The sequence below is a fragment of the Paraburkholderia sp. JPY465 genome (genome assembly GCF_050436725.1).
Taxonomy (GTDB): domain Bacteria; phylum Pseudomonadota; class Gammaproteobacteria; order Burkholderiales; family Burkholderiaceae; genus Paraburkholderia; species Paraburkholderia youngii.
Window position 1 is genome coordinate 2,136,377 of the sequence record NZ_JBNDMT010000002.1, and the last position, 20,260, is coordinate 2,156,636.

At 63.8% G+C, this 20,260-nt stretch carries 18 protein-coding genes and 2 pseudogenes; 13 read left to right on the plus strand and 7 right to left on the minus strand.

Features of this window, described 5'->3' with window-relative positions:
- Positions 1-40 precede the first annotated feature (40 nt).
- Entirely contained in the window at positions 41-1,057 is a 1,017-nt protein-coding gene (locus QFZ94_RS11975; RefSeq protein ID WP_429457060.1) for a LacI family DNA-binding transcriptional regulator, read from the minus strand.
- Between the two features lie 35 nt (positions 1,058-1,092).
- On the opposite strand from QFZ94_RS11975, the gene QFZ94_RS11980 reads away from it, so the two are divergent.
- From QFZ94_RS11980 to QFZ94_RS12010, 7 genes are all read left to right on the plus strand, one after another.
- Positions 1,093-1,236, plus strand: a complete 144-nt coding sequence (locus tag QFZ94_RS11980) for a hypothetical protein (RefSeq protein WP_429457062.1) — start codon at positions 1,093-1,095, stop codon at positions 1,234-1,236.
- 25 nt (positions 1,237-1,261) lie between these two features.
- On the plus strand, positions 1,262-2,401 hold the full coding sequence (locus tag QFZ94_RS11985) for an ABC transporter ATP-binding protein (RefSeq protein ID WP_429457064.1): 1,140 nt from the start codon (positions 1,262-1,264) through the stop codon (positions 2,399-2,401).
- 77 nt (positions 2,402-2,478) lie between these two features.
- Positions 2,479-3,732, plus strand: coding sequence for an ABC transporter substrate-binding protein (locus QFZ94_RS11990; protein WP_368586629.1), 1,254 nt, complete (start codon positions 2,479-2,481; stop codon positions 3,730-3,732).
- Between the two features lie 102 nt (positions 3,733-3,834).
- Entirely contained in the window at positions 3,835-4,740 is a 906-nt protein-coding gene (locus QFZ94_RS11995) for a carbohydrate ABC transporter permease (RefSeq protein ID WP_429457067.1), read from the plus strand.
- Positions 4,741-4,767: 27 nt separating this feature from the next.
- On the plus strand, positions 4,768-5,619 hold the full coding sequence (locus QFZ94_RS12000) for a carbohydrate ABC transporter permease (protein ID WP_410849857.1): 852 nt from the start codon (positions 4,768-4,770) through the stop codon (positions 5,617-5,619).
- Between the two features lie 60 nt (positions 5,620-5,679).
- Positions 5,680-7,644 (plus strand): beta-galactosidase, encoded by a 1,965-nt coding sequence (locus tag QFZ94_RS12005; RefSeq protein ID WP_429457069.1) that lies wholly within the window; start codon positions 5,680-5,682, stop codon positions 7,642-7,644.
- 160 nt (positions 7,645-7,804) lie between these two features.
- On the plus strand, positions 7,805-9,010 hold the full coding sequence (locus QFZ94_RS12010) for a glycoside hydrolase family 53 protein (RefSeq protein WP_429457071.1): 1,206 nt from the start codon (positions 7,805-7,807) through the stop codon (positions 9,008-9,010).
- 24 nt (positions 9,011-9,034) lie between these two features.
- Here QFZ94_RS12010 and QFZ94_RS12015 read toward each other — a convergent pair whose 3' ends face one another.
- Entirely contained in the window at positions 9,035-9,367 is a 333-nt protein-coding gene (locus QFZ94_RS12015) for a hypothetical protein (protein WP_176120664.1), read from the minus strand.
- A 165-nt stretch (positions 9,368-9,532) separates the two neighbouring features.
- Positions 9,533-9,985, minus strand: a complete 453-nt coding sequence (locus QFZ94_RS12020; protein WP_429457073.1) for an Lrp/AsnC family transcriptional regulator — start codon at positions 9,983-9,985, stop codon at positions 9,533-9,535.
- 91 nt (positions 9,986-10,076) lie between these two features.
- Here QFZ94_RS12020 and QFZ94_RS12025 point away from each other — a divergent pair, with 91 nt between their 5' ends.
- On the plus strand, positions 10,077-10,724 hold the full coding sequence (locus QFZ94_RS12025) for a LysE family translocator (RefSeq protein WP_429457076.1): 648 nt from the start codon (positions 10,077-10,079) through the stop codon (positions 10,722-10,724).
- Positions 10,725-10,845: 121 nt separating this feature from the next.
- Here the strand turns inward: QFZ94_RS12025 and QFZ94_RS12030 are convergent, their stop codons facing one another.
- Together QFZ94_RS12030 and QFZ94_RS12035 are read right to left on the minus strand one after the other, a co-directional pair.
- Complete coding sequence (locus QFZ94_RS12030) at positions 10,846-12,204, minus strand: MFS transporter (RefSeq protein WP_368584614.1); 1,359 nt, start codon at positions 12,202-12,204, stop codon at positions 10,846-10,848.
- 385 nt (positions 12,205-12,589) lie between these two features.
- Positions 12,590-13,536, minus strand: a pseudogene (locus tag QFZ94_RS12035) (succinylglutamate desuccinylase).
- A gap of 215 nt (positions 13,537-13,751) precedes the next feature.
- Between QFZ94_RS12035 and QFZ94_RS12040 the strand changes: the two are divergent.
- Positions 13,752-14,129, plus strand: coding sequence for a glycosyltransferase (locus QFZ94_RS12040; protein ID WP_429457080.1), 378 nt, complete (start codon positions 13,752-13,754; stop codon positions 14,127-14,129).
- Between the two features lie 106 nt (positions 14,130-14,235).
- Here QFZ94_RS12040 and QFZ94_RS12045 read toward each other — a convergent pair whose 3' ends face one another.
- Positions 14,236-15,318 (minus strand): tartrate dehydrogenase, encoded by a 1,083-nt coding sequence (locus tag QFZ94_RS12045; protein ID WP_368584616.1) that lies wholly within the window; start codon positions 15,316-15,318, stop codon positions 14,236-14,238.
- 243 nt (positions 15,319-15,561) lie between these two features.
- On the opposite strand from QFZ94_RS12045, the gene QFZ94_RS12050 reads away from it, so the two are divergent.
- The 3 genes and pseudogenes from QFZ94_RS12050 to QFZ94_RS12060 form a co-directional block, all read left to right on the plus strand.
- A complete protein-coding gene (locus tag QFZ94_RS12050) occupies positions 15,562-16,356 on the plus strand; it encodes a hypothetical protein (protein WP_429457082.1) in 795 nt (264 codons plus the stop codon).
- A 7-nt stretch (positions 16,357-16,363) separates the two neighbouring features.
- On the plus strand, positions 16,364-16,738 hold the full coding sequence (locus QFZ94_RS12055; protein ID WP_429457084.1) for a hypothetical protein: 375 nt from the start codon (positions 16,364-16,366) through the stop codon (positions 16,736-16,738).
- Between the two features lie 6 nt (positions 16,739-16,744).
- Positions 16,745-16,861: pseudogene (locus tag QFZ94_RS12060) on the plus strand (lysozyme); the annotation flags it as partial.
- Here the strand turns inward: QFZ94_RS12060 and prpR are convergent.
- On the minus strand, positions 16,860-18,818 hold the full coding sequence (gene prpR / locus QFZ94_RS12065) for a propionate catabolism operon regulatory protein PrpR (protein ID WP_429457085.1): 1,959 nt from the start codon (positions 18,816-18,818) through the stop codon (positions 16,860-16,862). The pseudogene QFZ94_RS12060 and the gene prpR sit on opposite strands and share 2 nt — an antisense overlap.
- Positions 18,819-19,062: 244 nt before the next feature.
- Between prpR and prpC the strand changes: the two genes are divergently transcribed.
- Positions 19,063-20,232 carry a bifunctional 2-methylcitrate synthase/citrate synthase gene (prpC, locus tag QFZ94_RS12070; RefSeq protein WP_429457087.1) on the plus strand — a complete coding sequence of 390 codons (1,170 nt, stop codon included), beginning with the start codon at positions 19,063-19,065 and terminating at the stop codon, positions 20,230-20,232.
- The last annotated feature ends 28 nt before the right edge of the window (positions 20,233-20,260 follow it).

A 20,260-nucleotide genomic window follows, 5' to 3' on the forward strand; every position in this document is an offset into this window, starting at 1 on the left:
CGTCACGCTGATGGCGATGGAGCGAGTTAGCTAACGCGCGTCAGCGTTTCCTGCGCGGCCCGGTCGAAGCGCGCACCACCAGCTCGGGCGGCGGCCCGAGCACCATCGACGGCTGCCGCTCCGGCGTCTGGATCAGACGGATCAGACTCTGGATCGACAACTCCGCGACTGCCGCGGTTTGAATCGCGACCGTGGTCAGCGCGGGATGCACCTGATGCGCGAGTTGAATGTCGGTGATGCCGATCACCGACACGTCGTCGGGCACCGAGCGGCCGAGCGTGATCAACGCCTGGATCGCGCCGATCGCGAGCAGGTCGTTGGTCGCGAAGATCGCGCTCAGTTGTGGGCGGTTCGCCATCAGCTCCATGCAGGCGGCGAAGCCGGAGTCGATCGAGTCGCGGATCTGCAGCACCGCGGCGGCGTCGGCTTCGATGCCGGCCGCGCGCATCGCCGCCCGAAAACCGTTCGAGCGCGCGTCCTGCAAACCGCCGCAACCGTCGCCGATCAGCAAGCCGATCTCGCGATGGCCGAGTCCGAGCAGATGCCGCGCGGCCAATTCGCCCGCGCGCGCGAAGTCGACCGCGATGCACGGTAACGCGGGCGGCGACTCCGGGTGCTCCCACATCGCGAGCAGAATCGGCGCGCTATGCGTCGCCGATGCCCACAGGTCGTTGATCGTGATGTCGGTGTTCATCACGAGCACGCCGTCGGCGAGCGTGCCGGCGATCTGGTTCAGATACGCGCGGCCGATTTCGGCGTCGTCGTCGGTATTGCAAACCATCAGGAAATGGCCGGTCTTGCGCGCCGCGCGCTCGGCGGCGAGCACGAACTCCGGATAGAACGGGTTCGAAATGTTCGACAACATCAGCGCGAGCGTCGACGAGCGGCCTTCGGCGAGCGCGCGCGCATTAAGGTTCGGCCGATAGCCGAGCTCGGCTATCGCCTGCAGCACGCGCTCAGCCGTTTCAGGTCGGACTTTCTCGCGATTGCGCAGCACGTTCGAGACGGTGGCGGCGGTAACCTGCGCGCGTTTCGCGACTTCGGACAACGTGACCATGTTGGGTTATCCCAGATGTAGGGAGGTCAATTCAAATGTTGCAAACGACCGGCGACATTGCTAACTTCCTCAAAAACGTAACGGAGACACCTGCGATGACTTTTTCCGTCGAACTCGCATTTAAGCGATTAAATGCCGCCCGCACAAGGTCCGGGCGTTTTATTTCGGCAAAAATTTAAGCGGTTAAATCGAGGCGGAGACAGCATGGCGACGATTCTTTTGAGCGATGTGCAAAAGGCCTACGGCGACCATCCGCCGGTGGTCCGGCGCGTGAATCTGGAGATCGCGCAGCATGAGTTCTGCGTGTTCCTGGGTCCGTCTGGCTGTGGCAAGTCGACCTTGCTACGGATGATCGCCGGTCTCGAAGACCTCAGCGAAGGCGAGCTGCATATCGGCGGACGACTCGTCAACGACGTGCCGGCCGCCGAGCGCGGCGTCGCGATGGTGTTCCAAAGCTACGCGCTGTTTCCGCACATGACCGTGTTCGACAACATGGCGTTCGGATTGAAGCTCGCGAAGCAGCCGAAGGACGTGATCGAGCGCAAGGTGCGCGAAGCCGCGCGGATTCTGCAACTTGAAAGCCTGCTCGACCGGCATCCTAAAGCGTTGTCGGGCGGTCAGCGGCAGCGCGTCGCGATTGGCCGCGCGATCGTGCGCGAGCCGGGCGTGTTTCTGTTCGACGAGCCGCTGTCGAATCTCGATGCCGCGCTGCGCGGTCAGACGCGCGTCGAGATCGCGCGTCTGCATCAGAGGTTCGCGAACGCGAGCGTCGTGTACGTCACGCACGATCAGGTCGAAGCGATGACGCTCGCCGATCGCATCGTGCTGCTGCATGCGGGCGCGGACGCCGAGCGCTTCGGCAGCATCGCGCAGAGCGGTGCGCCGCTAGAGCTGTATCACCATCCGAAGTCGCGCTTCGTCGCGGGCTTCATCGGCTCGCCGCGCATGAACTTCATCGATGCGATCGTCGAATTGATCGAGCCGGGCCGCGTGACAGTGGCGCTGGCGGCGGGCGCGCAAAGGCTCGTCGCGGACGTCGATGGAGAACGGCTGCAACGCGGCCAGCGCGTCACGCTCGGCGTGCGCCCGGAGCATCTGCGGCTCGACGGCGACGAACAGTTCATTCACTGCGCGACCGTGTTGTCGGAACGGCTCGGTGAGCACAGCTATATCCACGCGGACCATGCGGGCGGCACGCTGATCGCGAAGGCGCCCGGCGATACGCCGCTCGGCGCGGGCGAACGCATCCGGGTTCACGTGCCGCCCGCTGCTTGCCATCTGTTCGACGAACAGGGACTCGCGTTGCGGCGTAGCACGTTCGAACCGGAACGCGCGGCCGCCTGATCGAATTCCGCCATAGAGCGGGTTACATCGCCGGCCACGCTGCGTAGCCGGTCAACAAGGTAGACAAGGAGACACAGATGATCGCTCTTCGCCTTCGCCGTCTTGCACAGGTGTCGATCGCCGCCGCCGTGGTAGCCGGCGCGCTCGGCAGTGCCGTGGTCGACGCGGCCACGCTGAACGTCAACGTATCGGCGCGCGGTAATCAGCGCTCGACCTGGCAGGACGCATTCGATCAGTTCAAGAAAGCCAATCCCGACATCGACCTGAAAATCACCTACGTGACCGAGGAAGCGTACAAGGTGCAGATGGGCGGCTGGCTCGCCACCGATCCGCCCGATGTCGTGTCGTGGCACGACGGCGAGCGGATGGCCTACTACGCGCAACGCGGTCTGCTCGAAGATCTGAGCTCGGACTGGGCGAAGAACGGCTGGTCGCAGCAGTATGCGTCGGTCAAGGACGCATCGACGTACAAGGGCAAGCAGTATGCGGCACCGCTCGGCTATGACGCGTACGGCTTCTTCTATCGCAAGGATCTGTTCGAGAAGGCCGGCATCAGGAGCGAGCCGAAAACGTGGGACGAACTGCTCGAAGCCAACAGGAAGCTGAAGGCGATCGGCGTCGCGCCGATCGCGGTGGCCGCGCGCGATAGCTGGACGCTGGCCGCGTGGTTCGACTATCTGGATCTGCGCATCAACGGCAACGAGTTTCATCAGCAGTTGATGGCCGGCGAAATCCCGTACACCGATCCGCGCGTGAAGAAGGTCTACACGACGTGGAAGACGCTGCTCGACAATAAAGACTTCATCGACAACGCGCTGTCGTACGACGTCGATTCGATCGGCCCGATCCTGAACAACGGCAAGGCCGCGATGATGCTGATGGGCACGTTCTTCTCGGCGAGCTTCCCGCCGTCGATCAAGGATCAGATCGGCTTCTTCCGCTTCCCGGTGATCGACGCCAACGTGCCGATGGCCGAGGACGGTCCCGTCAACGTGCTGCTGATTCCGGCGAAAGCGAAGAACAAGGCCGACGCGCGCAAGCTGCTCGCGTTCATGGAGACGCCGAAGATCAACGCGGAACTCGCGAAGGGCTGGGGACAGTTGCCGTCGAACAGCCAGGCCGCTCCGCCTGAAGATGCGATCTCGAAGGTCGGCTTCCAGACGCTCGCGAACACGAAGGGCGGCATCGCGCAGTTCTACGATCGCGACATGCAGAAGGAAATGGCCGACGAAGGCATGAAGGCCATGCAGCAGTTCTACAGCGATCCGTCGCAACTCGACAGCGTGCTCGCTCATCTCGAAGCGACCCGCAAGCGCATCTACCAGAAGTAAGTCCCACGGCGCCGGCCGCGTGAGCGCGGCCGGATTGCGAGTCCCGCTTCTGGGTCCCACTTCCGGGTCAATTCCGCCTTCGATTTCCGACGAGGCCGTTCCATGTCTCATACCGCAGCGCGCCGCCTGCCCGCGGCGCGGCACCGTCGCGTGTCGACGACGCGTCGTCATCAGCATCGCGCCGCGTTTTTCTTTCTGCTGCCCGGCTGTGCGTTGTTCACGCTGTGCGTGATCTATCCGATCATCAGCAGCATTTCGCTGAGCTTCTACAACTGGGATGGCATGACACCGAAGACCTTCGCGGGTCTTGCGAACTACGTCGAGCTGTTCCAGTCCGATACGTTCTACACGGCGCTGAAGAACAATCTGATCTGGCTTGCGCTGTTTCTGCTCGCGCCGCCTCTCGGTCTGCTGTTCGCGCTGTATCTGAACCAGCACGTGCGCGGGATGCGGGTCGTGAAGTCGCTGTTTTTCGCGCCGTTCGTGCTGTCGGGCGTCGTAGTTGGCCTTGTGTTCAGCTGGTTCTACGATCCGACGTTTGGGCTGCTGCGGTTGATCGTCGGTCGCGGCATTCCGGTGCTCGGCGATCCGCACGCGGTCACGTTCGGCATCATCTTCGCCGCGCTGTGGCCGCAGGCACCGTTCTGCATGATCCTGTATCTGACCGGACTCACCGGCATCAATCCCGAGGTGGTCGACGCGGCGCGCATGGAAGGCGCGAAAGGGCTGCGACTGCTGTGGCACGTGATCCTGCCGCAACTGCGGCCCGCCACCTTCATGGCGGTGGTGCTGACCGTGATCGGCGCACTGCGCAGCTTCGATCTGATCGCGGTGATGAGCGGCGGCGGCCCATTCGACAGTTCCACCGTGCTCGCCTATTTCATGTACGACCAGGCGATCAAGTACTACCGCGAGGGCTATTCGGCCGCGATCGCGGTCGTGCTATTCGCAATCATGCTCGTCTATATCGTGTTCCATCTGCGCCGCATGCTGCGCGAGGAACGCTGATTCTGTGAACGTCAGGAGTACCAGCTCATGTATCCGCTTCCCGTCGAACGCTGGAAACCGCTGAATCGCAGGCTTTACAAGGCCTCGCTGCCGCTTGCGCTGTTTATCTGGCTGCTGCCGATGCTCGCCGTGCTGCTGACCTCGATCCGCTCGACGGACGAGTTGTCGCAGGGCGACTACTGGACGTGGCCGAAACATTTCGCGCTGCTGGAGAACTACGGCACCGCGCTGACGCAAACGCCGATGCTGCATTACTTCGCCAATAGCGTGCTGATCACGGTGCCGTCGGTGATCGGCGCGATCGTGCTCGCGTCGATGGCGGGCTTCGCGTTGGCGACGTATCGCTTTCCGGGCAACACGGCCGTGCTGTTAGCGTTCGTCGCCGGCAATTTCGTGCCGATCCAGATTCTGATGATTCCAGTGCGCGACATGGCGCTGAAGTTCGGTCTGTTCAACACCGTGTGGGCGCTGGTGATCTTTCATGTGTCGTTCCAGACCGGCTTTTGCACCTTGTTTCTGCGCAACTTCATCAAGCAGCTGCCGTTCGAGATGATCGAGGCAGCGCGCGTCGAAGGGGCGAGCGAATGGACGATCTATCTGCGCATCGTGCTGCCATTGATCCGCCCCGCGCTCGCCGCGCTCGCGATCCTCGTGTTCACGTTCGTATGGAACGACTACTTCTGGGCGCTGTGTCTCACGCAAGGCGACGACGCCGCGCCGATCACGGTGGGCGTCGCCGCGCTGAAAGGGCAATGGACGACCGCGTGGAACCTGGTCGCGGCTGGCTCGGTGCTGGCCGCATTGCCTTCGGTGCTGATGTTCTTCGGAATGCAAAGGCACTTCGTCGCTGGACTCACGTTCGGCGCGAGCAAGGGCTAACGGGCGCTTGAAACACGATTGAAACGACGGCTCGACGTCAACTCACCACGAGACTTTCACATGCAACTTGGTGTCTGCTACTACCCGGAACAATGGCCGCGCGCGATATGGGCCGACGACGCGCAACGTATGGTCGAACTCGGCATCACGCATGTGCGGATCGCCGAATTCGCGTGGAGCCGGATGGAGCCGCGCGCCGGCGAATACGATTGGCAATGGCTCGACGAAGCCGTCGACACGCTGGCCAAAGCGGGCCTGAAACTCGTGCTCGGCACGCCGACCGCTTCGCCGCCGAAGTGGCTCGTCGACGCGCATCCGGACGTGCTGCCGGTGCGCGCGGACGGCACGCGCTGGAATTTCGGCTCGCGGCGTCACTACGATATTTCGAGCGACACGTACCGGGGCGAATGCGTGCGCATCGTCACCGCGATGGCGCAGCGCTACGGGCGGCATCCGTCGATCGTCGCGTGGCAGACCGATAACGAACTCGGCTGCCACGATACGGTGCCGAGCTATTCGGCCGCGACTTTGCAGCGCTTTCACGCTTGGCTGCAACGGCGCTATGCAACGATCGGCGCGTTGAACGACGCGTGGGGCAACGTGTTCTGGAGCATGGAGTACCCGTCGTTCGACGCGATCGGCTTGCCGACGCTGACGCCTACCGACGCCAATCCGATCCATCTGCTCGACTTCCGCCGCTTCATGTCCGACGAGGTCGCGAGCTTCCATCGCGAGCAGATCGACGTGTTGCGCGAGCATGCGCCGAACGCGGATCTGCTGCACAACTTCATGGGCTTTTTCACGACCTTCGATCACTATCGCTTCGCCGCCGATAACGCGATCGACATCGCCGCATGGGACAGCTATCCGATCGCGCGCACCGAATCGATCGCTTTGCCGGAGGAGCAGAAGGCGCGCTTCGCGCGCACAGGGCATCCCGATGTGTCCGCGTTCGATCACGACCGCTACCGCGGCATTGGCGGCGGGCGCTTCTGGGTGATGGAGCAGCAGGCTGGTCCGGTGAACTGGGCGCCGTGGAATCCGGTGCCGGCGTCGGGCATGGTGCGGCTGTGGGCATACGAGGCGTTCGCGCATGGTGCGGAGCTGGTGTCGTATTTCCGTTGGCGCCAGTGCCCGTATGCGCAGGAGCAGATGCATTCCGGGCTCAATCTGCCGAACAACGAACTGTCGCCGGGGGGGCTGGAAGTGCAACGGGCCGCGCGTGAGATCGCGGGCAGTACGGCGCTGTCGACGCTCGCCGCGCCCGCGCAAGCGGCCACCGCTCTGGTATTCGACTATGAGACGCAGTGGATGTTCGACATCCAGCGTCACGGCAAGGGCTTCGACTACCAGACGCTCGCGTTCGACTACTACGAGTCGCTGCGCGAGCTCGGGCTCGATGTCGATATCGTGTCGAGCCGGGCAGATCTTTCAGGCTATCAGCTAGTCGTGGTGCCGAGTCTCGCGGTGATCGACGCCGCGCTCGTCGAGCAGATCACGCGTTCGAACGCGCAATGGGTGTTCGGCCCGCGCAGCGGCTCGAAAACCGACGCGTTCGCGATTCCGGGCAATCTGCCGCCCGGCGCACTGCAGCGTGTGCTGCCGATCCAGGTGCTCGAAGTGGAAACGCTGCGCTCGACGCTCGCGCCCGCGCTGTCGCTCGACGGCACCGCGGGTCACGCGCTGCACTGGCGCGAGCATGTGCGCGCCAATGGCGAGACACGCATTGCCGCGCGCTTCGACGACGCGTGGCCCGCGCTGCTGACGTACGGCAACGTGCGCTATGTGGCCGGCTGGCTGTCGCATGAACTGCATCGCACGGTGTTGCGGCAGGCGGCGCACGACGCCGGCCTCGATACGCAGGTGCTCGCCGACGGACTGCGGCTGCGCCGCCGGGGCGGCCTGACCTTCGCATTCAATTTCGGCGCGCAACCGGTGCAGGTGCCGGCGCCGCGCCATGCGACGTTCGTGCTCGGCGAGCCGCGCCTGAATACCGGCGACGTTTGCGTGTGGAAAGACGCGTGACGTGGTGCGGTTGTCACAGTAGTCACGAACTAAACCGGGGAGGAAGCGGTAACAGCAGTTTGAAACTCGCAGTTCAACACTCGAAGGTTGCAATACGGACGCATCAAACCAGGACCGGGCGGCCCGCCAGGAGCCGCGACTAATCGATGGAGGATGACGGATGAACCGAAGAGAGATGCTGGGATGGCTCGCGGGCGCCGCTGCGGCGGCGGGTGTCGGCGCCGGTGTCGGCGCGCCCGCTATGGCGGCCGAACTCGGCCGGCAGACAGGGCCGGCTGGAGAGCAGAGCGCCGCCTCGCCGGGCGCGCCCGCGCTTCCGAACCGCCTCGCGTTAGGCGCGGACGTGTCGACGTTGCTCGAACTCGAAGCTAACGGCGCGAAGTACTACGAGCATGGCGAGGCACACGACTGCCTGCAGATTCTGAAGCGTCACGGCGTCGATTCGATCCGTATCAAGGTGTGGAACGATCCTGGCAATCCCGACTTCTTTCCGGCGAATCAGAGCCCTGCAGCCGGCTGGAATAATGCCGGGCACGTGCGCATCCTCGCGCGTCGCGCCGCCGCGCTGGGCCTGCGCATTCTGATCGATTTCCACTACAGCGACTGGTGGGCCGATCCGGGCAAGCAGTATCCACCGCACGATTGGGCCGGCAAGGACATCACCGAGACCTGCGCGCTGCTGTCCGCGTATACGTCGAACGTATTGCGGATGCTCGAGCGCGACGGCGTGCATCCCGAGTGGGTGCAGATCGGCAACGAGATCACCGGCGGCATGCTGTGGCCGCTCGGCAAGTACGATCAGCTCGATAACCTCGCGGCGCTGCTGAAGGCCGGGCACGACGCGGTCAAATCGGTGGACGGGCGCATCAAGGTGATGCTGCACATCGACAGCGGCGGCAACAACGCGACGAGCCGCTGGTGGTTCGACAGCATGACGCAGCGCGGCGTCACCTTCGACGTGATCGGCCTGTCGTACTACCCGCAGTGGCAGGGCTCATTCAGCGACCTGCAGGGCAATGTGAACGACCTCGCGACGCGCTACGACAAGGACGTGATCGTCGTCGAGACCGCGTATCCGTGGACGACCAGCGACGGCGATTCGGAACCGGACTCGATGACCAACGTCGGCACCTCGCCGTATCCGCAGACGCCCGCTGGCCAGGCGCAGTTCCTCGGCGCGGTGACCGACATCGTGAAGGCGATCCCCGACGGCCACGGCAAGGGCGTGTTCTGGTGGGAGCCGGAGTGGATTCCGACGCCGAACGTCGGCTGGAAAGTCGGCGCCGGCGATCAGTGGGACAACAACACGCTGTTCGATTTCCACGGCAATGCGTTGTCGTCGCTGGATGCATTCCGGCGGCGCTGACGCGTCGCGGGCGGCACGCCGGCATTACTGTGCCGGCGCTGCCTGCCCCTTGTGCTGGTTCACGCACTCCGACGTGATCGCCATGCTCGCCTGATCGGGCGTCATGTGAGGCGCGTCGGGGCGGTAGATCTTTTCGATGATCGCATTGACGGCCGCGCGGTCGGATGGGTCCTTGTAGTAGCGGGCGGCCTGGTCGAGCGCCTGAGCTTTGGTCTTCTTGTGGGCGCGCCACGACGCGACCTGGCCGGCGATATCGCCGAGCGCGAAACATTGATTGCTGACGGTCTGCGCGACGGCCTGAGTGGCCGGCTGCGCGACGCACAGCGCGACGAGCGCGGATACGACTACGCGTTTCATTACCGGAATCCTGAGATGAGACGGCGGCGGCGCGGAAGCGGCGGTGGTCGCCGCGCCGGGTCGCGCGCGGAAAAATTGTTGCGTAGTGTATCGGGAAGTGGGCCGGGGCGCTTTTTGCCGCGGTGGATCACAATGCCGCAGGCAAACGGGCGTGACGTCGCTGCGCTACAACGGCAGCGGCCGATCCTCGAAAATGCTCTTCATGACCAGCGTCGACGACAGCCGCAGCACGCAGGGCAGCGTCAACAGATAGCGGTCGTAAAGCACCTGGAACGCCTTCAGATCGCGAGTGACGACGTGCAGCATGTAATCGGGATCGCCAAACAGGCGCTCCGCCCGCGTGATCTCCGGGATGTCCGACAGCGCGCGTTCGAAAGATTCGATGTTTTGGCTACTGCCTTCCCGTAACGTCGCGAACACGATTGCCGAGAAGTTCAGACCGATCGTTGCCGGATCGATAACCGCGCGATAGCCGCTGATGACCTTTGCTTTCTCTAAAGCCCGCAGACGCCGCTGGCAAGGCGAAAGGCTAAGACCGATCCGCTCACTGAGTTCAGTGACGGTCAGTCGTCCATCTTGCTGCAATTCAGCAAGAATCTTGCGGTCGATTTCATCCATGTGGAAAATTCTAGCGCAGACCGCGTAGCAGCAGCAAGAAAGAGGGAGCACCTTCGACAGCCAAAGCCGTAACATTCCCTCCGTCCAAATCATGCTGGTCGGGGAGAAGAAGGCTGTGGAAGTGAGCTTGTTGACGGCCTTTTGGCTCGTGTCCTTTTCGTTGGTGCTGGTACCCGGCGCCGACTGGGCGTACGCGATCTCGGCCGGATTGCGCGAGCGGGCGATTGCACCGGCCATCGCGGGCATGTTGTCCGGCTATCTGGCGATCACCGTGGTGGTGGCGGCGTGTGTCGGCGCGCTAGTCGCCAAGGCGCCAGCGGTACTGGCCGTGTTGACGTTCGTCGGGGCGGGCTATCTGCTGTGGGTCGGCGGCAATATTCTTGCTCGCCCGGCGGTGCCGACCGTAGCGGCCGAGCGCGCATCCGACGCGGCGTTGAACTGGTCCATCCGCGGCTTCGCGGTGAGCGGCCTCAATCCGAAAGCGCTGCTGCTGTTTCTCGCGTTGCTGCCGCAATTCACGCGTGCCACCGACGCGTGGTCGATCCCGGTGCAGATCGGCGCGTTGGGCCTGCTGCACATGGTCAATTGCGCGGTGGTTTATTCGGTCGTCGGACTCGGCTCGAAGGTGGTTTTGCGCACGCGTCCGAGCGTCGCGCGCAGGGTGAGCCAGGTTTCGGGCGCGGCGATGGTGCTGATTGCCGTGCTGCTGTGTGTCGAGCAACTCCTCGCGTTCAAGTAAGCGCGAGATTCCCACGCGTTCAGCCAAAGAAAAAGCCGCCCTGCGAATCGCAGGGCGGCTTCTGGGTCACCACTCGATCGAACCGTTACCGGTCCGCTAGCGGATACGTTTCATTGCACGCTCAATGGCCGAACGATTGCGTCTTCGACGCACCCGCTTCCGACGCTTGCGGGCGTGCCGCCTGCTTGATCAGCAGCGCGACGCACGACAGCAAACCTGCGGCCGCGATCGTCGTGAAGATGCCGCCGAACGAGAAGTGGCGGCGCGTCAGCTCGGCCACGAGGAACGAGCCCGCGATGCCGCCGAAGCGGCCGACGCCGAGCATCCACGCGACGCCTGTGCCACGGCCCGCGGTCGGATAGAACGCGGCGGCGAGCGCCGGCATCGACGATTGCGCGGTGTTCATCAGCACACCGGCGATGAACACGATCAGCACGAGCGCGCCGACGTTGCCGGCCGCCTGACCGATGAAGTACACGCTAATGGCGGTCAGCGCGTAGCAGACCGCGATGACGCGGTTCGCGTTGAAGCGGTCCATCAGCACGCCGGCCAGCACCGCGCCGACGCCGCCGAGCGGGAACAGCGCGGAGATCAGCGTCGCGCGTTGCGGTGTGAGGCCGGCGTCCTTCAGCAGGATCGGCATCCAGTTGATCGACGCGTAGAAGATCACGAGGCCCATGAAGTAAGCGAGCCACAGCATCACCGAGCCGACGATGTACGAGCGCGACAGCACCACACCGAGGCCCTTGCCGCCGGTTTGCGGCGCGGTTTCGGTCATCGTGAAGCCGACGGCCTGCACAGCGTCGCCGGAAATGCGAGCGAGCGCCGCGCGAATCCGGTCGGCCGGCTTATTGTTCGCGACCATGTAGCGGACCGACTCCGGCATCTTGGCGAGCAGCAGCACCAACAGCAGCAGCGGCGTGACGCCGCCGAGAATCAGCACGCTGCGCCATCCCAGATGCGGAATCATCCACGCGGCGAGGAAACCGCCAAACGCGGCGCCGAGCGGGAAGCCGCAGAACATCAGGTTGATCACGGTGGCGCGGCGATTGTCCGGGCAGTATTCGCCCATCATCGTGACCGCGTTCGGCATGGCGGCGCCGAGACCGACGCCGGTGATGAAGCGCAGCACGGTCAATTGATCGATGCTGGTCGAGAACGCCGACGCGAGACAGGCAAGGCCGAACAGCAGCACCGAGCCGACCAGCATCGAGCGACGCCCGAGGCGGTCGGACAGCGGGCCCGAGCCGAGCGCGCCGCACGCGAGGCCGAACAGCGCGGCGCTCAGCACCGGCGCGAGCGCGGGCTTCGCGATGCCCCATTCGGTGACCAGCGAAGGCGCGATGAAGCCGATCGCAGCAGTGTCAAAACCGTCCAGCAGGACGATGATGAAGCACATGAAAAAGATCAGCCACTGGAACGGCGAAAACGGATGCTCGTTAATGAAGGTTTGAACGTTCACAGCGGGGCTGCGGTTCATGATGGTCTCCTGACAGCGAAAGGCCCGACACGACGAGCGATTCTTCTCAAACTGTACGCCGTCTGGCAACGACGCACGCAGCCTGCAGCGGCCCAAACCGGCCATGCATCGGCAATGAATCATACCCGGACGGATCGGCTTGACGGAATCGCGCCGGGCGAGGGATTTTGTTCGCATACGGAACGGTGATTCTTTACGCGAACGCGCGCCACTGTAAGGAATGAAATCAATCCGGTCAACGGGGGAATACCCCGAGTTTCACGCAGTCGATGCGTGGGAGGGCGGCGCGCTGTAACTGGGCAGGAGAAAGGAATAGGCGCGCGAAGGTCACCGCGCCGAAACGAGCGGCAAACGGTTTCGAGACACCTGCCGGTCAGCTAGCTCGTCACCCGGGATGAGCCACCGTCCGCTCGATCCGTCCCAGCCGCACGACGGTCACCCCGGGGCGCAACTGCCGCAGCGACGGCATCACGAGCATGCAGTTGTCGCAGGGGGTACGCACCTCTTCGCCGTTGGACCAGCCGACCACGGCGCCTGCCTTGGCGAAAACCTCGAGGCCGGTGTACGCCGCGGCGAAGCTGAAGTCCATGCTGGTCGCGACGACCGGCTGTGTCACGCGCACGATGCTCTGCTCGGGCGGCAACGGTGCGAGCCACCCCGGCGGCAGATCCGTCTCGTCGACCACGCCGGCCAGCAACAGGAAACGCGCGGTCGTATCGCGTGCGACCGCCACCGCACTGCGCTCCCAATGCTGGGCGCATTCGATCAGCAACGCGTTCTTCGGGCTCGCGGCATCGCCGAACCCTTGGTAATCGCGCATGCGGCGGCCTTCGGGATGCCCTTCGTCGCAGATCACCGTGGCGGGCGTACCGAGCCGCACCGCGAGATCGATGCCTTTTTGCAGCGGTCCAGCGACGATCAGCGGCTTGCATCGCTCGTGCATCGAATGCAGGTCGAGCAGCGCGTCGACCGTGTCGATCACCGGGCGCATCGCACGCGCGCGCTTCAGTTCGCTCGACGTGCGAGAGGTGTCGTCGGGCACCGCCGCCGTCCATACGCGGTTGAAGTCCTGATCGACGAAGCGCGCGGCGTCCGGATTCGCGGGATCGAAACGCCGGTACGCGGCGACGTTCGCGAACGACAGCGTGAGCTGCCCGCGTCGCGGCCGCAGCGCGCGACGCAGCAACTCATCGACGACGATCGCGCCACACACTTCGTTGCCATGCGTGAGCGCGTTGATCATCACGTGTGGGCCGGGCACGCCCGAATCGAACGTGTGTTGACGTATGCGATGCCCGACGACGATTGCTCGCAGTGAGCGCTCCGATACATCCGCACACGTGAGCTGTGCGTTCGGCAAATAGCGCTTCACCCACGATGATGAATCTCGTCGTACCCTGCTACAACGAAGAAGAGGTTATCACCGAGACAAGCAAGCGGCTTCTCGCACTTCTGGAGTGACTGATCGAAGCGGCAAGGTGAGCAACGAAAGCCGCATCACTTTCATTGACGATGGTTCCCGCGACCGTACCTGGTCGATCATCGAAGTGCTGCACGCGCAGAATCCCCGCTGCGGCGGCATCAAACTCTCGCGCAATCGCGGCCATCAGGATGCGCTGCTTGCCGGCCGGATGCCGGCTCAAGGCGATGTACTCGTCAGCCTCGACGCGGATCTTCAGGACGATATCGAAGCCATCCCATGCATGCTCAAGGAATACAAGTCGGGTGCGGAAATCGTCTTCGGTGTGCGTCACAAACGTACGACGGACACATTCTTCAAGCGCTTCACCGCGCGCAACTACTACAAGCTGCTCCGGACGTTCGGTGTCGATATCCTGCCGGGCCACGCGGATTTTCGCCTGATGAGCCCGCTACTTCTTCATTCGCAAGGACGGGCCCTTGCCGAAAGATTTCTTCGCCAATAACGAATGCGATGTCGCCCTGATGACGCACGAGGGCGAATGGTCGCTCTATGAGCGACGCAACTGTCGATAACGGCGCATCTGCGCGTTGCGCCGTTTTTGCTTCATATCACGCGAGTTTCGCCGCAATCGCCTTGCCGACTTCGCTCGTGCTTGCGTTGCCGCCGAGGTCGCCGGTGTGCGGGCCCTCGATCAGCGTCGCCTCGATCGCCTTAAGGATCGCGTCGTGCGCCTCGCGTTCCTTGCCGCTCGAATGACCGAGGAAGTCGAGCATCATCGCGGCCGACCAGATCATCGCGATCGGATTCGCGATGTGCTTGCCGGCGATGTCGGGCGCCGATCCGTGCACCGGTTCGAACAACGACGGAAACTTGCGGTCCGGATTCAGGTTGCCTGACGGCGCGAGGCCGATCGTACCCGTGCACGCTGGGCCGAGATCGGACAGGATGTCGCCGAACAGATTGGTCGCGACGACCACGTCGAAACGGTCCGGGTTCAGCACGAAGCGAGCGCACAGGATGTCGATGTGCTGCTTGTCCCACGTGACGTCCGGATACTGCGCGGCGATGCCGGCCGCGCATTTGTCCCACCACGGCATGCTGATCGCGATGCCGTTGCTCTTCGTCGCGACGGTGATTTTCTTGCGCGCGCGGCGCTGCGCGAGATCGAACGCGAACTTCAGCACGCGCTCGCTGCCGTGCCGTGTGAACACCGACTCCTGCAGCACGAACTCGCGTTCGGTGCCTTCGAACATCACGCCGCCCACCGACGAATACTCGCCCTCGGTGTTCTCGCGCACGATCCAGAAGTCGATGTCGCCGGCCTTGCGTCCCGCGAGCGGTGACGGCACGCCTGCAAATAGGCGCGCCGGACGCAGATTCACGTACTGGTCGAACTCTCGGCGAAACTTAAGCAGCGACCCCCACAGCGAGATGTGATCGGGCACGGTGTCGGGCCAACCGACCGCGCCGAACAGGATCGCATCGGCCGATTGCAGTTGGGCTTTCCAGTCGTCCGGCATCATCTTGCCGTGCTTCGCGTAGTAGTCGCAGCTCGCCCACTCGATGTGCTGATATTCGAGTTCGATGCCGAAGCGTTGCGTCGCGACCTCGAGTACGCGCAGCGCTTCGGGCATCACCTCGACGCCGATGCCGTCGCCGGGGATGACGGCAATCCGGTATTTGTTCGACATGCTGGGCTCCTCCTTGGGGAATGGGTTGGGGATTCGGTGACGGTTATTTTATTCGTGGTGCGTTCGCTCGTGCGGTTTGTCGTTCCGGCGGAAGCGGGGATGGATGTGCATATTGATCCGATGACTTGAGAATCTGCGCGACGAGGAAGGCGCGGCACGCATCTCATGCGAGGCTGAACGAGGGGTTTTTTGGGATGGTGTCTTGTTGCACAATCGGGCCTCCTTCATTGGCTGTGAGGCACGATGACTTCACTCTCCCTCGGTTCTTACCGGGAGGTCCGTGAAAGGCGGCACGGACATTTCTTCTCTGTCAGTCTTTACAGATCGTTCAACCTTCACATCGAGTCTAACTGGTTGTTTGACGTTGACCGGTGGTTCCATTTTGCATTGCCGGCGAGCGTACCCCGCGAGTCGCACGATGACATCGTGCAGGGCATGGAGGAAGCGCGCGCAGCGTGGCTGCGATATAGCCCGTCCGTGCTGCTGTCGCACCAGTCGTACGAGTTGCGCGATATGCTCGGCCGGAGTCACAACCGCTTTCATATGTACAGGATGAAAGACGATGAGGTTGCCAAAGTCCTGTACAACGAGGTGAGGGGCGGTAGCCTGATCTTTGTCCCTGAGCGGGACGAGATGCGAAAGTGCGTGCAGGCGATACGGGAGCAGCGGGAAATGGCGTCCGGATTGGGCTCCGTGCGCGAGCAGCAATCGAATGACGCGGGCATGCTCAGGTCACTCTATGGCAACAGCCCGCGCGTGCCCCAGAACCTCGGCAATGCTCAGGCGTTCGAGTACGTCGAGAACACAACGGACGACGGCGCAACATTTGACGTTGCCGGATTACCTTTCGACGGCCCCGCGAATTCATGGGTCGAAAGCGGGCCGAATATGAAAAAGCAGTGGCGAATGTATGGCTCAGGCGGTACACCAGTCATAGATATCGACTTCGATAGTCACCACGGCCAACCCAATCCACACGCACATAACTGGGATGGCCTTTTGCGCGACCAGGGCTGGCCCGTTTCCATTCTTCCGTGAGATATTTGTGAGCACTATTTCTGATGCGCTGAAGGGTTTTGACCACTTCCATGACTGGTATCTCGACACAATTGCAATCCATGGTGAGGTCAATCCCGAGGTGCCGGACACATTCGTTCTCGGTCTCTTCGATCGTGAGCGCCGGGTGACGATCACCTTTCGCGGCGTAACGCGTATTGGCATTGAGAACGGCGGTTTGCTGAATATTGTCAATGCAATCGAGACATTGAAACCTGACAGCGACCAGTACGAGCGGGCTGAAGTTTTGCTGAGGCGATCTGCTCACGGCCCGACGCGTGCCGGGCACGTGGCCTACGTGCATTCCAGCGTAGGGGCTGAAATCGCAGTGGAGTTTGACTCCATGACCATTGAATCATTGTGATGGCTTATGGTCGCAACGAGAGCCAACGAGGGCGTGGTCATGCGCTATTACAACGATGCGCGCATCAACGGAAACTGCACATGGGGCGTGGGAACACTGGCGCACTTTGGACCCTGCACACCTACCGCCCCCCATTCAACTTGCGCCACAACGTCGTCTTGCTGATGCCCAACGCGGCGCAAGCCGCATCGCGATCGCCTTCGTGAGCCGCGAGCACCGCGCGGATTTCATCGGCCTCGACATGACGGCTGCGCTCGCGCAGCGTCAACGCCGCCGGCTTCGCCCGCGCGATGGGCTCGACGACTTCCGGCGCGATCACGCGCAGCATGTCGCGCGTGACGAGCGCCGCGCTGGCATCCGTGTCCGCGTCGCTATCGGCGAGTTCAACCACGATCCGCTCGATCACGTTCTGCAACTCGCGCACATTACCCGGCCACGCATAGCGCCGCAACGCCGCGCCCAAACCCTCGAGCATGCGCGCGGCAATCTGCGCGTCGGGCACGCGCGCCGCCAGCCTCGGCTCCCGCGCGGCCGCCTGGCGCAACAGTTCGGCGGCGAGCGGCAGCAGGTCGTTCGGCCGCTCGCGCAGCGGCGGTAGCGCGATGCTCAGGATGTTGAGCCGGTAGTACAGATCGGCGCGGAAACTGCCGGCCGCGACGGCGTCGGTCAGCGCGCGATGCGTCGCCGCCACCACCCGGATATCGACGCGCATCGGCTCCGTCGACCCGAGTCGCACCACCTCGCGCTCCTGCAACACGCGCAACAGGCGGCTCTGCAACGGCAACGGCATCTCACCGATCTCGTCGAGAAACAGCGTGCCGCGATGCGCGACCTCGATCAGCCCCGCTTTGCCGCCCTTGCGGGCACCGGTGAACGCGCCTTCCTCGTAGCCGAACAGCTCGCTTTCGAGCAGCGCCTCCGGAAATGCGCCGCAATTAATCGCGACGAACGCGAAGTCGCGCCGCGCGCTCAACTGATGCATGCTCTGCGCGACCATCTCCTTGCCGGTGCCGCTCTCGCCGAGAATCAGCACGGTCGCGTCCGACCTCGCATAACGCGCGACCAGCGCGCGCACCCGTTCGATCGATTCCGACGCGCCGACGATATCGTCGAGCCGGTAGCGCGCGGTGAACTGCTGCACCCGTTGCCGCGCGCGCAACGTGCGATCGAGCCGCTCGACCGCGCGCGATTCCTGAAACGTCAGCACGGTGCCCGGCGCCGCGCCGCTGCTCGCGAGCGGCCCGCGATGCACGACATAGCTCGCGCCGCGCACCGTGCAGAAGCTGTCGCCCTCCGCGTCGGGCAGACTGCCCGCGAGGTCGGGCGCGAGTTCGAGCAGCGCGCGGCCGACGGCCTTCGCGGCATCGATGCCGAGCACGCTCGCGAGCCGCTGGTTCATCAGTTCGACGCGGCCTTGCGCATCGAGTGCGACCACGCCGTCGCGCAGATGCTGCAGCAACGTGTCGAGCCGCTGACGCCGCACGGTTTCGCGGCGCGTCGCCTGCGCGACTTCGAGCGCGGTGTCGAAGCCGGCCCGCACCGACGCGCGCGAGTACAGAAACACCGCGTCCATGCCCGCGTTGGCGGCGAGATCGGTGACCAGGCCCGGGCCGACCACGACGTCGATGCCGCGATCGCTGAGATCGAGCACGGCGCTCTCGGCGTCCTGCGCGGACTGATACGACGCGAACGTGACGTCGAGCGCGTACGCGGCGGTGAAACGGCGCACTTCGTCGGGCGTGGCGCCGTGCGTGACGAGCGCGACGCGCGCCCCTTCGCGACGCGCGCGCGCGAGCGCATGCATCACGTCGTAGCCGGTAGGGCTGATGCGCACGACCGGCACCGACACGCGCGTCTTCAGATACGCGCCATTCGAGCCGCCCGCTAGCACGACATCGGGACGCGCGGCGCCCGCGCCCTCGATTTCGCGCACCGCGTCTTCGAACGCGTGCGACACGATGCGGACATCCGCGCGATCCACGTATTCGCCGGCGATGTCGAAGAACAGATCACGCAGGCGGCTGATGCTCAGCGCCCAGATGCGCGGACGCTGCGGCGGTTCGTAAAGAGAGGTGCTCAAGGCGGGCGGCTCGCGACGGCGGGTTGGTTCGGAGGCTCCATTATGCGAGCAGTCGTTCCCAATTTGAAATTCGGAGTTTCATTAATGAAATCGAGCGTGCGGCGGGCCGGTGTGATCGGTTCACCGGAGCGGTGCGAAATCAGGCACTTAGGCGGCGGCATGCGGCCTGGCCCGTTCCTTGCGTTCTAGGCAGCCCAGTCGAAGCAATGACCCAAATTCCAATCCTTTCCCGGAGACAATCCAAATGAGCGAAGCAGACAACAGCACGCCGAACACAGGCGCTTTCAAGCCGAAAAAATCCGTCGCGCTGTCGGGCGTGACCGCGGGCAACACCGCGCTGTGCACGGTCGGCAAGACCGGCAACGATCTGCACTATCGCGGCTACGACATTCTCGACATCGCCGAGGCGTGCGAATTCGAAGAGATCGCTTACCTGCTGGTTCACGGCAAGCTGCCGACCCAGTCCGAGCTGACCGCCTACAAGACGAAGCTGAAGTCGATGCGCGGCCTGCCCGCCAACGTGAAGGCCGCGCTCGAATGGATTCCGGCCGCCGCGCATCCGATGGACGTGATGCGCACCGGCGTGTCGGTGCTCGGCACGGTGCTGCCCGAGAAGGACGATCACAACCTGTCCGGCGCGCGCGACATCGCCGACAAGCTGATGGCCTCGCTCGGCTCGATGCTGCTGTACTGGTATCACTACGCGCACAACGGCAAGCGTATCGAGGTCGAAACCGACGACGATTCGATCGGCGGCCATTTCCTGCATCTGCTGCATGGTGTCGAGCCGTCGAAGGCGTGGGTCGATGCGATGCACGTGTCGCTGAACCTGTACGCGGAGCACGAGTTCAACGCGTCGACCTTCACGGGCCGCGTGATCGCGGGCACGGGCTCGGACATCTATTCGGCGATCACCGGCGCGATCGGCGCGCTGCGCGGCCCCAAGCACGGCGGCGCCAACGAAGCCGCGTTCGACATCCAGTCGCGCTACCAGACGCCCGACGAAGCCGAAGCCGACATCCGCCGCCGCGTCGAGAACAAGGAAGTGGTGATCGGCTTCGGCCATCCGGTGTACACGATCTCGGACCCGCGTAACAACATCATCAAGGACGTCGCGAAGAAGCTGTCGAAGGAAGCGGGCAACATGAAGCTGTTCTCGATCGCCGAGCGGCTCGAATCGGTGATGTGGGACGCCAAGAAGATGTTCGCGAACCTCGACTGGTTCAGCGCGGTGTCGTATCACATGATGGGCGTGCCGACCGCGATGTTCACGCCGCTGTTCGTGATCTCGCGCACGGCCGGCTGGAGCGCGCACATCATCGAGCAGCGCATCGACAACAAGATCATCCGTCCGAGCGCGAACTACACCGGTCCGGACGACCTGCCGTTCGTGCCGCTGGCGAAGCGCGTTTGACGTGAGCCTGGAGCGGCACGCATCGCGC